We start from the raw sequence: 14,306 nt of genomic DNA on the forward strand, positions 1-14,306 counted from the left end.
TTAGAAAAAAATTTGTACACTTATTTAAAATCGCTTTTTTTATGGTGCCAATTTTGTCTAAATTTTTGCTTGGCACAGTGCTTGTGAATTTATACAAACATTCTTAACATCCGCACTTTTCAGGAGAATTGTACGGAATCACCTTTAATTATTTATAAAAAAATGACAATTTGTCATTACAACATACTATGACAGAATTTGAAAACATCAACTTTGATGAAATTTTAGACGACGGCTTCAGTATTTTATCTGAAGAAATTAATATTTCGGACATGATGGATGCCGATGAAAATAATGAGCAAACTATTTTCCCAATCTTGCCGGTTAGGAATATGGTCATGTTTCCCAAAGTTATTATCCCGATTACCGCGGGTAGAGAAATGTCGATTAAACTTTTAGAAGAGGCACAACGGAATAACGAATACATTGGAATTCTGGCCCAAAATAATTCCAGTATTGAAAACCCTACAACCGAGGATTTGTTTCAAGTTGGAACTTTGGCGAAAATCATTAAAATAATTAAACTTCCGGAAGGCAACATTACCGCTATTACCAGAGGTTTCCAAAGATTTAAAGTAAAACAGTTTACCAGTACAAAACCTTATTTCAAAGCAGAAGTTACTAAACTAAAAGACACTTCGACCAAGAAAAAAGAGGAGTATGAGGCATTGCTGGAAAATGTGAAAGCTTTGGCGCTGAAAATTATTGACATCGATCCGAATATTCCGAACGCTGCTACTTTTGCTGTTAAAAACATTTCTGACAATGAAGACTTGCTGAACTTTATCTGTTCTAATGGTAATTTTTCCCCGAACGAAAAGCAAAAATTGTTAGAAGAAAAAAGTTTAATGATTCGTGCCGAAAAATGTTATCTTTTAATGCATGATGAATATCGCAAATTAGAATTGCGAAGTCAGATTCACAATAAAACATCAAAAGATCTTGACAAACAGCAGAGAGAATATTTTCTGAATCAACAGATAAGAACCATTCAGGAAGAGTTGGGCGGCGGCCCCGAATCTGATGTTGAAGAGTTTTTGGAAAAAGTAAAAAAAATAAAGTGGAATGCTGAAGTTGAAGAGCATTTCAAAAAAGAAATTAACCGTCTTCAAAGACAAAACCCAAATTCCCCGGATTATAATGTTCAAAGAAACTATTTGGATTTCTTTACAGAATTACCTTGGGAGAAATATTCGAAAGATGTTTTCGATATCATCAAAGCCGAAAAAGTTTTGGATAAAGCGCATTACGGCTTAGAAGACATTAAGAAAAGAATCCTGGAACACATGGCGGTTCTGAAACTGAAGAACAATATGAAATCTCCGATTTTATGTTTAGTTGGTCCTCCGGGAGTTGGTAAAACATCATTGGGGAAATCGATTGCTGATTCCTTAGGCAGAAAATACATCCGCGTTTCATTAGGCGGACTTCATGATGAATCTGAAATCCGTGGTCACCGCAAAACTTATATCGGTGCGATGGCCGGACGAATTCTTCAGTCCATTAAAAAAGCAGGAACCAGCAATCCGGTTATTGTTTTAGATGAAATTGATAAAATCGGACAGGGAATTCATGGTGATCCAAGTTCTGCCCTATTAGAAGTTTTGGATCCTGAACAGAATAACTCTTTCTACGATAACTTTTTGGAGTTGGGTTACGATTTGTCGAAAGTCATGTTTATTGCAACAGCGAATTCACTTTCAACGGTTCAAAGACCACTATTGGATCGTATGGAAATCATCGAGATTGCGGGTTATACTTTAGAAGAAAAAGTAGAAATTGCAAAACGCCATCTTCTAAAAAAACAACAGGAAGAAAACGGTTTAGACTCCAAATCTTTTAAACTTGGAAATGCTGAATTGACGCATATTATCGATGCACACACTTCTGAAAGCGGCGTTCGTGGTTTAGAAAAACAAATCGCTTCCATTGCAAGATGGGTTGCTTTGCAAACCGCGATGGAAAAAGAATACGATCCAAAAATCACCATTGCAAAAGTGGATGAGATTTTAGGAGTTCCGCGTCCGAAAAGTTTGTCTGAAATCACAGGAGTTCCCGGTGTTGTAACCGGTTTAGCGTGGACTCAGGTTGGTGGTGATATTCTTTTTATCGAAAGTATTTTGAGTGAAGGTAAAGGAAACTTAACCATGACTGGAAACCTCGGAAATGTGATGAAAGAATCGGCTACGATTGCTCTAGAATACATTAAAGCCAAACATAAAGAATTGGGAATTCCGTCTGAAGATATTCAGAAAAATAATATTCACGTTCACGTTCCGGAAGGTGCAACACCGAAAGATGGCCCTTCTGCCGGAATCGCAATGTTGACGTCTATCGTGTCGAGTTTCAAAAACAAGAAGGTAAAATCTCATTTGGCAATGACGGGCGAAATTACTTTAAGAGGAAAAGTTCTTCCGGTAGGCGGGATCAAAGAAAAACTTCTCGCCGCCGCCAGAGCCGGAATTAAAGAAATCATTCTTTGTGAAGCCAACCGAAAAGATGTTGAGGAAATCAAAAAAGATTATCTTAAAAATTTAAAAATCAATTATGTACAGCGAATGAGCGAAGTGATTGATTTGGCAATCGAAAAATAATAAACTTAGAAACGCTTCAATTCATTTTGAAGCGTTTTTTTATTAAAAAAAGAAAAATTATCGTTATTTTGTGTCATGAAAGAAATTAAACTTCCATTTATTTTAAGACTTCCTTTGGTGCTCATCAGCATTTTGGCTTTGGGATATTTGGCGAAAATCGGCAAAGGTGTTTTGGCACCACTCTTTTTTTCGATTTTAATGGCGCTTTTATTTCTTCCCTTTGCTAATTTTTTAGAGAGAAAACTTCGGTTTGCTAGAACCATTTCTACCTTTTCATCTTTTTTAATTATGATGGTGGTTTTGTCTGGATTGGTTTATTTTTTCTCCACACAACTTAGTGATTTTGCAAATGACTTTCCTGTTTTAAAGGCCCAGGTTTCTAAATCATTTACCCAATTACAAATTTGGGTTTCTCAAAATTTCCATGTGAATTTTGATAAGCAGATGTCCTATATCAATCAGGCGTTAGAAAAACTACTGTCATCCACAGGGCTTATTTTAGGATTTACCGTTTCCATGTTTTCGTCAACAATGGCATTTTTCCTGTTCAGCGCTTTATTTTTTATTTTCATTTTAAACTACCGAAGAATTCTTTATCAATTTACTATTTCGATATTTCAGAACCAACATTTTGAAAAAGTAAATGAAGGAATTATGGAAATTCAAAAAATTATTAAAGAATATATTTCGGGATTATTCATTCAAATCATTATTGTTAGCATCTTTACCAGTGTTTTACTCTCCGTATTGGGCGTGAAATATGCAATTCTGTTAGGTGTTTTAACGGGATTACTTAATGTGATTCCTTATATCGGAATTATATTTTCGTGTTTAATTGCCTGCTTAATTTCTTTCGCCACTGGCGGACAACACACGCTTTTCGTTTTGATCGGATATCTCGTGACTCATGCAATCGACGGAAATATTACACTTCCTCTTGTCGTGGGATCTAAAGTGAAAATCAATGCGCTATTTACTTTCATTGGACTTTTGATTGGGGAAGAATTATGGGGAATTTCAGGTATGTTTTTAAGTATTCCTTTTTTAGCGATTTTAAAAATTATTTTTGAAAGAGTGGAAGGTTTACAACCTTGGGGAAAAGTTTTGGGCGAAGAAAGCAAACTTAATAAAACACGGCGAAAATATAAAATCACCAAGAAAATTACAATCGAAGAAAAAGAATAAATCAATTAGTTTTCTAATTATCAGTGATTTGTATTGCAAATTGATTTTACAAGAAGTATAAAATTCATTTACAAACTTTACAAAAAATTCAGACGGACATTTGATTTAATTAATCAATAAAAAAATCCGTTATGAAATCTCCAACATTTAACATCGTCATTGGTTCTTTACTTTTAGCAACGATTTTTTCTTGCAATAAGACAGAAACTTTTGGTGATTATGAAAAATCAAATGCCATCGACCAAACTACGACTTCAGAAATTTCCGACAGTATTTCCTCGGTCGCAACATTACAGGTTAAAGATAAGCAGTTCATCAAGTCCGGCGATATAAATATGGAAGTTAAAGATGTTTATGACGCCACTATTTCCATTGAAAAACATTTACAGGATTTAGGCGGTTTTGTGACTTCAAGCCGATTAAATTCTCAGATTGTTTCCGAAGACACCTTCAACACTTCTGATGAAAACGCAACACTGGTTCGAAAATTTCAAACCGAAAACAATATGGAAGTCCGCGTTCCCACGGAAAAGTTGGGAGCGTTCTTAACTTTCATTAATGATAAAAAACTATTTCTAAATTCCAGAAACATTACCGCTGAAGAGGTAACCGCCAATATAAAACTTGCTGAACTCGAAGCCAAAAGGAATGAGAAAACTGCAGGAAATATTTCTCAACTAAAAACCAATAAAGACAAGGTGAAAATGAATGACGAAAATAATTCTGAAGGGAATTACCAAAAAGTCGCCACCTTAGAAATGACGGATAATCTGAAATACAGTACGGTAGACATTTATTTAAAAGAACCCAAACTTCGCATCGCTGAAATCGCGGTTATAAATACCACAAACATTGATAATAAATACAAATTCAATTTTTTCTACGATATAAAAAACGCTTTTGTGGAAGGCTTTTATTTGATTCAGAAACTCGTAATTGCTATGGTCGTGATTTGGCCAATATTATTGATCGGCTCAATCGTACTTTATTTTTTCAGAAGAAGAAAAAGCATACTTAAATTGGAAAATCCAGATTCTAATTCCTAAAAAAACACCACTTTAAAATCAACCTCCGTAATTTTCTCGGAGGTTTTATTTTTCCGTAAATTTGCTGGGATTTTAAAACTTCTACTATCTAAATCTTTCATTTAAAAATTTTTAAAATGTTACCTAAAATAAATCCTACCCAAACCAACGCCTGGAAAAATCTACAAGAACAATTTGCTCAAAACGATTTTGAACTGCGCACTTTATTTCAATATAATCCAGAACGTTTCAATCAATTTTCAGTTAAAAGACAAGATTATCTTTTCGATTATTCTAAAAACTTAATCGATAAAAAGACTTTTGACCTTTTGCAAAATTTAGCCGAAGAATGCGATTTAAAATCTGCAATTAAAGCCATGTTTTCTGGAGAGAAAATTAATGAAACAGAAGGAAGAGCAGTTCTTCACACAGCGTTAAGAGATTTTTCAGACAAAGAAATTTTGGTCGATGGCGATAATATAAAACCGGGAATTAAAAGGGTTTTGAACCAGATGAAAACTTTTTCGGAAAAAATTATTTCCGGTGAACACAAAGGTTTTTCAGGAAAAGAAATTACCGATGTTGTCAATATCGGAATTGGCGGATCAGATTTAGGACCAGTAATGGTTTGTTCTGCTTTGAAACATTTTAAAACAAGACTGGATCTTCATTTCGTTTCTAATGTTGATGGAAATCACATCGCCGAAGTCACTAAAAACTTAAATCCAGAAACGACCCTTTTCATTATCGCTTCTAAAACATTTACGACTCAGGAAACAATGACCAACGCAGAATCTGCGAAAGATTGGTTTTTGAAAGCCGGAAAACAGGAAGATGTAGCCAAACATTTCGTGGCACTTTCTACGAATATTGAAGCGGTGAAAAAATTCGGAATTGCGGAAGAAAACATCTTCGAATTTTGGGATTGGGTTGGCGGAAGATATTCTCTTTGGAGCGCAATCGGTTTAAGCATCGTACTTTCCGTAGGTTATGAAAATTTTGAACAATTATTAAAAGGAGCGCACGAAACTGACGTTCATTTTCAAACGGCAGATTTTACAGAAAACGTTCCAGTGATCATGGCGCTTACGGGAATTTGGTACCGAAACTTTTTCGATGCTGGAACGTATGCAATTCTTCCTTACTCGCAATACCTAGATCGTTTTGCCGCTTATCTTCAACAGGGAGATATGGAAAGTAACGGAAAATGTGTGGATAGAAATGGTGAATTTGTAGAATATGAAACCGGACCAATTATTTGGGGAGAACCGGGAACGAACGGTCAACACGCTTTCTATCAGTTGATTCACCAGGGAACCGAATTAATTCCGGCAGATTTTATTGCTTATGCCAAATCCTGCAACGTGGTTTCTGATCATCAGGATAAACTGTTGGCGAACTTTTTTGCCCAAACAGAAGCATTGGCTTTTGGAAAAACCGAGGAAGAAGCAAGAGCAGAATTAGAGAAAACCGGACTTTCAGAAGAGGAAGTAAACCGATTGGTCAACTACAAAGTCTTCCACGGAAATACACCGACAAACTCCTTATTATTCAATGAATTAACTCCTTATTCATTAGGGCAACTAATCGCATTATACGAACATAAAATCTTTGTTCAGGGAATCATCTGGAATATTTTCAGTTTCGATCAGTTTGGCGTAGAGTTAGGAAAGGTTTTGGCAGGAAAAGTTTTAGCAGAATTAAAAAATTCAGAACCGGTAACCTCTCATGACTCTTCTACCAATGGATTGATCAATTATTATCAGGAGAAAAAGTAAATCTAAAATAAATCTAAAGTAAAAACGAAATGGCACAAATTCTCGATGGACTGAAAGTCTCCAAGGAAATTAAGGAAGAAATCCGCATTGACGTAGAAAAAATCGTTAGCAATCACAGACGTCCACCACATTTGGTAGCAATTCTGGTTGGAAAAAATGGTGCGAGCATGACCTATGTAAATAACAAAATCAAAGATTGCAAAGAAGTCGGTTTTAAATCTTCGCTGGTAGAATTTCCAAGTACGGTTTCTGAAGCAGAACTTTTGGAAAAAATTGATGAACTAAACAAGTCTAAAGATGTTGATGGATTCATCGTTCAGTTGCCTTTACCAAAACAAATTGATCAGGAGAAAATCATTATGGCGATTGATCCTAGAAAAGATGTCGATGGTTTCCACCCGGAAAATTTCGGGAAAATGGCTTTGGAAATGGATACCTTTTTACCGGCAACTCCATTTGGGATTTTGACTTTATTAGAAAGATATAAAATAGATACCAAAGGTAAACACTGCGTAGTAATAGGTAGAAGTAGAATTGTTGGAAAACCGATGAGTATTCTAATGGGAAGAAAAGATTTCCCGGGAAATTCAACCGTAACTTTAACACACTCTTACACTCCTCATATCGAAGAATTTACCAAAAAAGCAGACATTATTATTACTGCTTTAGGTGATCCTAATTTCTTAAAAGCAGATATGATTAAAGATGGTGCCATCATTATTGACGTGGGAATTACCCGGGTTGAAGATGAAACTCCAAAAGGGTACTCTCTGATCGGAGACGTAGATTTTGAAAGTTGCAAAGAAAAAGCGAGTTGGATCACGCCTGTTCCAGGTGGAGTCGGTCCTATGACGAGAGCCATGTTGATGAAAAACACTATTTTGGCTTATAAAACTTCAGTATATAATGATTAAAGAAGAAGAAAATATTTTATTAAAAGAAGGTAAAATGCTCCCAGTGATGGAGCATTTTTATACGATACAAGGTGAAGGCGCCCACACCGGAAAAGCCGCCTATTTCATCAGATTAGGAGGTTGCGATGTTGGCTGTCATTGGTGCGATGTAAAAGAAAGTTGGGATCCGAATTTACATCCTTTGATGAATACAGAAGAGATTGCAGAAACCGCCGCAAGTTTTTGTAAAACCATCGTTTTAACAGGTGGTGAACCTTTAATGTGGAATCTGGAAATCTTAACCAATAAGTTAAAAGAACTCGGCTGTGAGATTCATATTGAAACTTCCGGGGCGTATGAAATGTCGGGAACTTTGGACTGGATTACGCTTTCACCAAAGAAAACAGGTCTGCCAAAACCCGCAATTTATGCGAAAGCCAACGAGTTGAAAATGATTATTTTTAACAATAGTGATTTCAAATTTGCGGAAGAACAGGCAGCAAAAATTTCAGAAAACTGTAAACTTTATCTACAAAGTGAGTGGAGTAAAAGAGAAGAAATGTACCCGAAAATCACCGATTTTATTTTGGCTAATCCAAAGTGGCAAGCCTCGGTACAAACGCACAAGTATTTGAATATTCCATAAATTATATTAGATTTACTTCTAGTTAAAGTGCGGCATGCAAAGAATTCGATATTCTCGATATTTCAAAGTTTCTTTTATCGTCCTCGATGTCATTGTGATAGCGGCCGTATTTGTCTACTTTTTTCTTAGAAATAATGACATCTTCTTTGGGGAAGAATTATGGGAGCAGAACGTGCTATCAATTACTCTTTTAATATTTTACTGGATATTACTAAGTAGCAGAACAAAATTATATTCCATCGCCAGAAACATTACCTATACCATTTATTTGGAGCGATTGGTAACGCACATTTTCATCTTTATTTTCGGAGTAATTCTGTTAGCGAAAGTGAGCAATAATGAGTTTCTAAAGCAGGATCGCTTTTTAATTGCAGTCAGTTTATTTTTTCTGCTTTTCATTATTAAATCTACCCTATTTTTTGCTTTAAAGTATATCAGAACAAAAGGTCTCAACTACAGGAACATTATGTTTCTTTCAGATGATGCCTCTTCTCAAATATTAAAAAACATTTTAACAGAACGGAAAGATTATGGTTTTAAGATTAACGATTATCCTCCCGAAGACCGATTTAATTTCGACCGACTAGTAAAATTCTGGAAAGAACACGGCATTCACACCCTTTATCTTTCTACAGAATTTAGCCCTTATGAAAAAGAAGACGAAGCAGAAATTCACAGATTGGCAGAAGTGCACAAAGTTCGTATCTCATTGATTCCGAGCGTTATTAAAAATATTTTCTTTCAATATGACTTAGGATATATTGAGACGCAGCCTATATTGGTTCGTTCAAAATTCCCTTTAAATTACCTCACGAATATTGTCATAAAAAGAACTTTCGATATTTTATTTTCTGTCATTATACTCCTACTGATTTGTACATGGTTATTTCCGATTATTGCAATTTTAATTAAGTTGGACGGCAAGGGTCCTGTTTTCTTTTTACAAAAAAGATATGGTTATCACGACGAAGTTTTTAATTGTATAAAATTCAGAACCATGTGTGTTAATGGCCATTCAAGTTCCAAAACAACAGAAGAGAACGATAAACGGATCACCAAAATTGGGCGCTTTTTACGGAAAACAAGTTTAGATGAAATGCCACAATTCATCAATGTATTTAAAGGAGAAATGTCTGTTGTTGGACCTAGACCTCATATGCTTTTGGTTGATGATTTTTACAAATTAAAAATCGGCCGTTACTCCATCAGAAGTTTAGTAAAACCTGGTGTTACGGGCTTAGCACAGGTTAATGGTTTGCGTGGCGATGCTGGTGATATGCATATTGAAATGCAAAAAAGAATTCTTGCAGATGCGTTCTACGTAAAAAACTGGACTTTGAGTTTGGACCTGGTTATTATTCTGAAAACAGTCTTCTTAGTAATCGGCGGAGATAAGAATGCGAATTAAAAACTCCTTTAAAAAATAAAAAACACTAATTTTGCCCCATGTTAAAAAATCTGTTGAGCCAAGTTGGCGCATATTTCCTTCTCTTGTCAAAGACATTAAAGAAACCTCAAAAGACATCGATTTTCGGCAAATTATTCATGCGTGAAATCTACGATCTGGGCGTTAATTCTTTCGGATTAGTTCTTTTCACTTCTACATTTGTAGGTGCGGTTGTTGCCATTCAAATGTTTAATAATTTCAGTGCTTCCTCATTTCCTATACCAAACTCTTTTATTGGTTATGCCACAAAAGTTGTTTTGATTTTAGAATTTGCACCCACAATCATATCGGTGATTTTAGCTGGTAAAGTAGGTTCCTATATCGCATCAAGTATTGGAACAATGCGAGTTACGGAACAAATTGATGCATTAGATATTATGGGAGTTAACTCTCCAAACTTTCTTATTTTACCCAAAATTTTAGCCAGTATAATTTTCAACCCTTTACTCATTGCGATCAGTATTGTTTTTGGGATTTGGGGCGGATATCTTGCTGGAACCGCCACGGGAAACTGGAGCAAAGCAGATTACATTACTGGAATACAAATGTATATGCCACAGCATTTTATATGGTATGCTTTTTTTAAAACTGCAGTATTCGCTTTCTTAATTGCAACAATTCCCGCTTATTTTGGTTATAATGTTAAAGGTGGTTCGCTGGAGGTTGGTCGCGCAAGTACGCAAGCAGTAGTGTGGACCATTGTTGCCATTATTATCATGAACTTAATATTAACTCAAATGTTCCTTAGCTGATGATAGAAGTAAAAGATTTAAAGAAAAAATTTGATGAAGTCGAGGTTCTAAAAGGTATTTCAACCACCTTTGAAACTGGGAAAGTAAACCTCATCATCGGTCAAAGTGGTTCTGGAAAAACAGTATTTCTAAAAAGTTTACTCAATGTTTATCAGCCGACTTCAGGGGAAATTCTATTTGATAGTCGGGATATTAATAATATGTCTCGGGATGAAAAACAACAACTTCGGTCAGAAATCGGAACTGTATTTCAAGGCAGTGCACTTTTCGACTCGATGACTGTGGAAGAAAATATTACTTTCCCTCTGGACATGTTTACCAATCTTACTTTTAGGGAAAAGAAAAGACGTGTTTTCGATGTAATCGGACGCGTACATTTAGAAAAAGCGAACCGGAAATATCCTTCTGAAATTTCGGGTGGAATGCAAAAAAGGGTCGCCATTGCAAGAGCTATTGTGAACAATCCAAAATATCTGTTTTGTGATGAACCGAATTCAGGACTAGATCCTTACACCTCTAACATTATCGACGATTTACTTTTAGAAATCACCAAAGAATATAATACCACAACCATCATTAATTCACACGATATGAACTCGGTGATGACTATTGGAGAAAAGATCATTTATCTTCGACTTGGGATTAAGGAATGGGAAGGCAATAAAGACATTCTGATCAATGCAGGCAATAAAAACCTTATTGATTTCGTTTATTCATCAGAGTTGTTTAAGGAATTACGAGATTATTTCATGAAAACAAATAAAACGTCAATCGACAATATAATAACAAAACCTAATTCTAATGAATAAATTTTTTAGCATCGCTTTAATTGGTGCAAGTGTCCTAACTTCTGCACAGATTAAATTCGCAGCAAAAGCAAACTTACTTTTCCCTACAGATAAACCATCTTGGGAAAGTATTAAAGGATCAGCTGTAAAAGCATATAACGACTCTGGAAAAAACAGCGCAGGCTTCAACGTTGGTCTTTCTGCAAAAGTAAATTTACCAGCTTCACTATTTTTAATGCCGGAAATCTATTACACCACTTTCAAAACAGAATTTGATGTACCAGATCTAATTACTAATGAAACTGTTGCAACTGTTGAAGCTAAAAGTAATAGAATTGATGTACCGGCTCTCTTGGGATATAAATTATTAGGAGACAACCTGGGAGTATTTTTAGGACCTGTTGCTTCTTATAACCTTTCGACAGATAATCAGTATAAGGATTTTAAAGAAAATGCAACCAAGGACTTTACAATAGGTTATCAATTCGGTGCACAAGTTCAACTTCAAAAATTAATTGTAAATGCAAAATACGAAGGTGCGTTTACAAAAGATCAGAGAAATTTCATTAATAACAACACCAACGAAACAATCCGTTACGATAGCCGACCAAGTTTATTTATGGTGGGTTTGGGTTATGAATTCTAAAATCGAACTTTAACAAATAAAAAAATCCTCTGAATTAATAATTCGGAGGATTTTTATTTTCTTCTATCGTTGTATAAGAAGTAGTCTGTTGCCTTGCCAATTCAGCAGCTTGCTTTTCCAGATCTTCTTTTTCTTTTCGAAGTTGGATTAGTTCTTTCCTTTTTTGTTCTTGTTTCAGGGCTGTTCCTTTGCTGATGTATCCTACAATACTTCCGATTATTAAACCGATGCCAATTCCAGCAAGAATGCCCATTAAAATAATCGGTTCGAATAGTTTTACGAAAGAAAATTCAGGGAGCATATAGTAAAGCAAAAACGCTAGACCAAGAAGAAGAAATCCTATAAAGTGTAAATTTTTCATAATGTCTTATTAAAAAACCTTTCCAAATTTAAGAAATTTTCGGAAAGGTTTTATTATAAATAGTAAATAGTGTTAAATTTTGCCGCCTGCTGCTTTAAAATACTCTAATGCTTTTGGCATATGTTTTTCTAAATCCGCTCTTCTGGTATCAGGATTCGGGTGAGTAGAAAGAAACTCTGGAGGTCTGTTTCCTGTAGAGGCTGCTTCCATTCTTTGCCAGAATGGTTGTGCTTCTCTTGGATCATAACCTGCCATTGCCATTAAGTAAAGTCCCATTTCATCGGCTTCTAATTCTTGACTTCTTCCATATTTTAATAATGCGACCTGTGCTCCAATTGGATATGCTTGTTGAAAAATTGCCGCCAATTGACCATTAGAAATAGTGCTTCCTAAAATTGCTCCTCCATATTCTGCAATCATTCCTTGAGAGATTCTTTCATTACCATGTCCAGCAAGTGCGTGAGAAATCTCGTGACCTAATACTACTGCTAAACCAGTATCTGTCTTAGTAATAGGCAAAATCCCAGTGTAGACTGCTACTTTCCCACCTGGCATACACCAAGCATTTATTTGTTTATCATCTAATAAATTAAATTCCCATTGGTAATTCGCCAAATCTCCTTCTCTACCAATTCCTCGGTAATAATTATTGGCTGCATTCTTAATCCTTAAACCAACATTCTGAACGCTTTTTGCTTGGGTCGTTCCAGAAATAACTTTTGCCTGTGATAAGGCCTGCTTATATTGCTGAAGAGCCATCGCTGTAATCTCTTGATTATTGGCCAATTGTAAAGAAGAACGTCCTGTAATTGGATTGGTAGTACAAGCCACCATCATTACAGACATTACACTTATTCCTAATAATTTATTTATTTTTTTCATAGCAGTAAATTTTGATTTCTAGGGTCTACACAATTTTTATTCCAATTAAAAAAATCATGGCAATATTGCATATTTTTTTGCATCTTTATTAAAAAATTATAATGAAAAATTTAGTAAAAATACTTTTCCTAGCAGTTACTCTTCTAATTCCTTTTTCCTGCAGTACACAAAGTAATATTTCACCTGCAAATATTGCATCTTTATTAGAAAGCCAAGAATTTACCTTTATGGCAGAACATGCAAATCCGAATAATCTCGATGTTATCAATGTTATGAATTCACTTCCGGGTGGCAGTTCTTCCCGAATGATGGATTTGGATTACGGGTATTCGATCGAAATCCGAAAAGATAAACTGGAGGTGACTTTACCTTACTTTGGCAGAATGTACACTTCAAACATGGATCCCGACAAAAATTCTTACCGCTTCACTTCGAAAGATTTTACCATTAATAAAAAAGAAGGTAAAAAAGGAAGTTCAGTTTTCACCATCGTCACAAAAGATCAGCAAAACGTTATTACCATTAATATGGAAGTTTTTCAAAACGGTAAAGCCTATGTATGGATTGATTCCAATGACAGACAATCTATTTCTTATGATGGACATATCATGGCGAATACTGCTGTGAAAAAATAAGATTTTTTTATTTCAAATTAAAGGTGTAGTTTAGTTAAACGACATTATTAATAAAAAAGAACCACTTTATGAGAAATTTATCTTCAATAATCGTATATGTAGTATTGTTATCAATGACAATCTCCTGCAATGTTAAAAATAATGCAATTTCGAAAAAAGTGGTTTACCCATTACAAACAGAAAACTTTAGTTTTATTGCAACTGAGAGAGAACAAGATGGTTTCAATTACAACATAGAAGAAATAAAACAAAATGGAAACTCATGGAACAATCCTCCAAACTTTCGTGAACGCAAAGTCTTTGTTAGTCCTAAATCTGCACCCTTAGATTCTGGTTATAAGATTACTGTTACAACAGATGAGTTGATGGTAACTCTTCCTGCATTTTATGGCTTAAAAGACACAAAGACAAGTCCATCAGGAACGATTCAAGATATGACTTGGGATTACAGATTGATTCACTTTACTTCTTCTGATTTTACGGTGGATAAAACAATCAATAAAAAAGGCAACACTGCTTTAACAATCATTGCTAAAGACAGCAATAATCCGATAACAATTAAAATGGAAGTTTTCAAAGACGGTAAGACTAACGTTGTATTTGAACCTGGTGATCAAAAATCAACTTCGTATTTTGGTTATGTAAGGAACAAAAATGTAATTGCAAAAAAGTAA

The 14,306-nt window shown here is 35.0% G+C and carries 14 protein-coding genes; 12 read left to right on the top strand and 2 right to left on the bottom strand.

Annotated elements, in window-relative coordinates:
- Window positions 1-188 precede the first annotated feature (188 nt).
- The 10 genes from lon to PUH65_RS01565 all read left to right on the top strand — a co-directional run bounded on the left by lon (window position 189) and on the right by PUH65_RS01565 (window position 11,754).
- Window positions 189-2,594 (top strand): endopeptidase La, encoded by a 2,406-nt coding sequence (lon, locus tag PUH65_RS01520; RefSeq protein ID WP_305518411.1) that lies wholly within the window; start codon window positions 189-191, stop codon window positions 2,592-2,594.
- A 75-nt stretch (window positions 2,595-2,669) separates the two neighbouring features.
- A complete protein-coding gene (locus PUH65_RS01525) occupies window positions 2,670-3,779 on the top strand; it encodes an AI-2E family transporter (protein WP_305518090.1) in 1,110 nt (369 codons plus the stop codon).
- 131 nt (window positions 3,780-3,910) lie between these two features.
- Window positions 3,911-4,825 (top strand): DUF4349 domain-containing protein, encoded by a 915-nt coding sequence (locus tag PUH65_RS01530; protein WP_305518091.1) that lies wholly within the window; start codon window positions 3,911-3,913, stop codon window positions 4,823-4,825.
- Window positions 4,826-4,941: 116 nt separating this feature from the next.
- Window positions 4,942-6,582, top strand: coding sequence for a glucose-6-phosphate isomerase (pgi, locus tag PUH65_RS01535; RefSeq protein ID WP_305518092.1), 1,641 nt, complete (start codon window positions 4,942-4,944; stop codon window positions 6,580-6,582).
- A 29-nt stretch (window positions 6,583-6,611) separates the two neighbouring features.
- On the top strand, window positions 6,612-7,496 hold the full coding sequence (locus tag PUH65_RS01540; protein WP_305518093.1) for a bifunctional 5,10-methylenetetrahydrofolate dehydrogenase/5,10-methenyltetrahydrofolate cyclohydrolase: 885 nt from the start codon (window positions 6,612-6,614) through the stop codon (window positions 7,494-7,496).
- Window positions 7,489-8,121, top strand: coding sequence for a 7-carboxy-7-deazaguanine synthase QueE (locus PUH65_RS01545; protein WP_305518094.1), 633 nt, complete (start codon window positions 7,489-7,491; stop codon window positions 8,119-8,121). The genes PUH65_RS01540 and PUH65_RS01545 overlap by 8 nt, the downstream gene beginning before the upstream one ends.
- A 34-nt stretch (window positions 8,122-8,155) precedes the next feature.
- Window positions 8,156-9,529 carry an exopolysaccharide biosynthesis polyprenyl glycosylphosphotransferase gene (locus tag PUH65_RS01550; RefSeq protein ID WP_305518095.1) on the top strand — a complete coding sequence of 458 codons (1,374 nt, stop codon included), beginning with the start codon at window positions 8,156-8,158 and terminating at the stop codon, window positions 9,527-9,529.
- Between the two features lie 38 nt (window positions 9,530-9,567).
- Window positions 9,568-10,320, top strand: coding sequence for an ABC transporter permease (locus tag PUH65_RS01555; protein WP_305518096.1), 753 nt, complete (start codon window positions 9,568-9,570; stop codon window positions 10,318-10,320).
- Window positions 10,320-11,129 carry an ABC transporter ATP-binding protein gene (locus tag PUH65_RS01560; protein ID WP_305518097.1) on the top strand — a complete coding sequence of 270 codons (810 nt, stop codon included), beginning with the start codon at window positions 10,320-10,322 and terminating at the stop codon, window positions 11,127-11,129. The genes PUH65_RS01555 and PUH65_RS01560 overlap by 1 nt, the downstream gene beginning before the upstream one ends.
- Window positions 11,122-11,754, top strand: coding sequence for an outer membrane beta-barrel protein (locus PUH65_RS01565; protein ID WP_305518098.1), 633 nt, complete (start codon window positions 11,122-11,124; stop codon window positions 11,752-11,754). Before PUH65_RS01560 ends, PUH65_RS01565 begins: the two co-directional genes overlap by 8 nt.
- Before the next feature lie 34 nt (window positions 11,755-11,788).
- Here the strand turns inward: PUH65_RS01565 and PUH65_RS01570 are convergent, their stop codons facing one another.
- Together PUH65_RS01570 and PUH65_RS01575 are read right to left on the bottom strand one after the other, a co-directional pair.
- Window positions 11,789-12,115, bottom strand: a complete 327-nt coding sequence (locus tag PUH65_RS01570) for a hypothetical protein (protein ID WP_305518099.1) — start codon at window positions 12,113-12,115, stop codon at window positions 11,789-11,791.
- A 72-nt stretch (window positions 12,116-12,187) separates the two neighbouring features.
- On the bottom strand, window positions 12,188-12,997 hold the full coding sequence (locus tag PUH65_RS01575; protein ID WP_305518100.1) for a M48 family metallopeptidase: 810 nt from the start codon (window positions 12,995-12,997) through the stop codon (window positions 12,188-12,190).
- A 101-nt stretch (window positions 12,998-13,098) separates the two neighbouring features.
- Between PUH65_RS01575 and PUH65_RS01580 the strand changes: the two genes are divergently transcribed.
- Both PUH65_RS01580 and PUH65_RS01585 read left to right on the top strand, forming a co-directional pair.
- Entirely contained in the window at window positions 13,099-13,632 is a 534-nt protein-coding gene (locus PUH65_RS01580; protein WP_305518101.1) for a DUF4251 domain-containing protein, read from the top strand.
- 68 nt (window positions 13,633-13,700) lie between these two features.
- Window positions 13,701-14,306, top strand: coding sequence for a DUF4251 domain-containing protein (locus PUH65_RS01585; protein WP_305518102.1), 606 nt, complete (start codon window positions 13,701-13,703; stop codon window positions 14,304-14,306).

The organism is Kaistella sp. SH40-3 (genome assembly GCF_030686865.1).
Taxonomy (GTDB): Bacteria; Bacteroidota; Bacteroidia; order Flavobacteriales; family Weeksellaceae; genus Kaistella.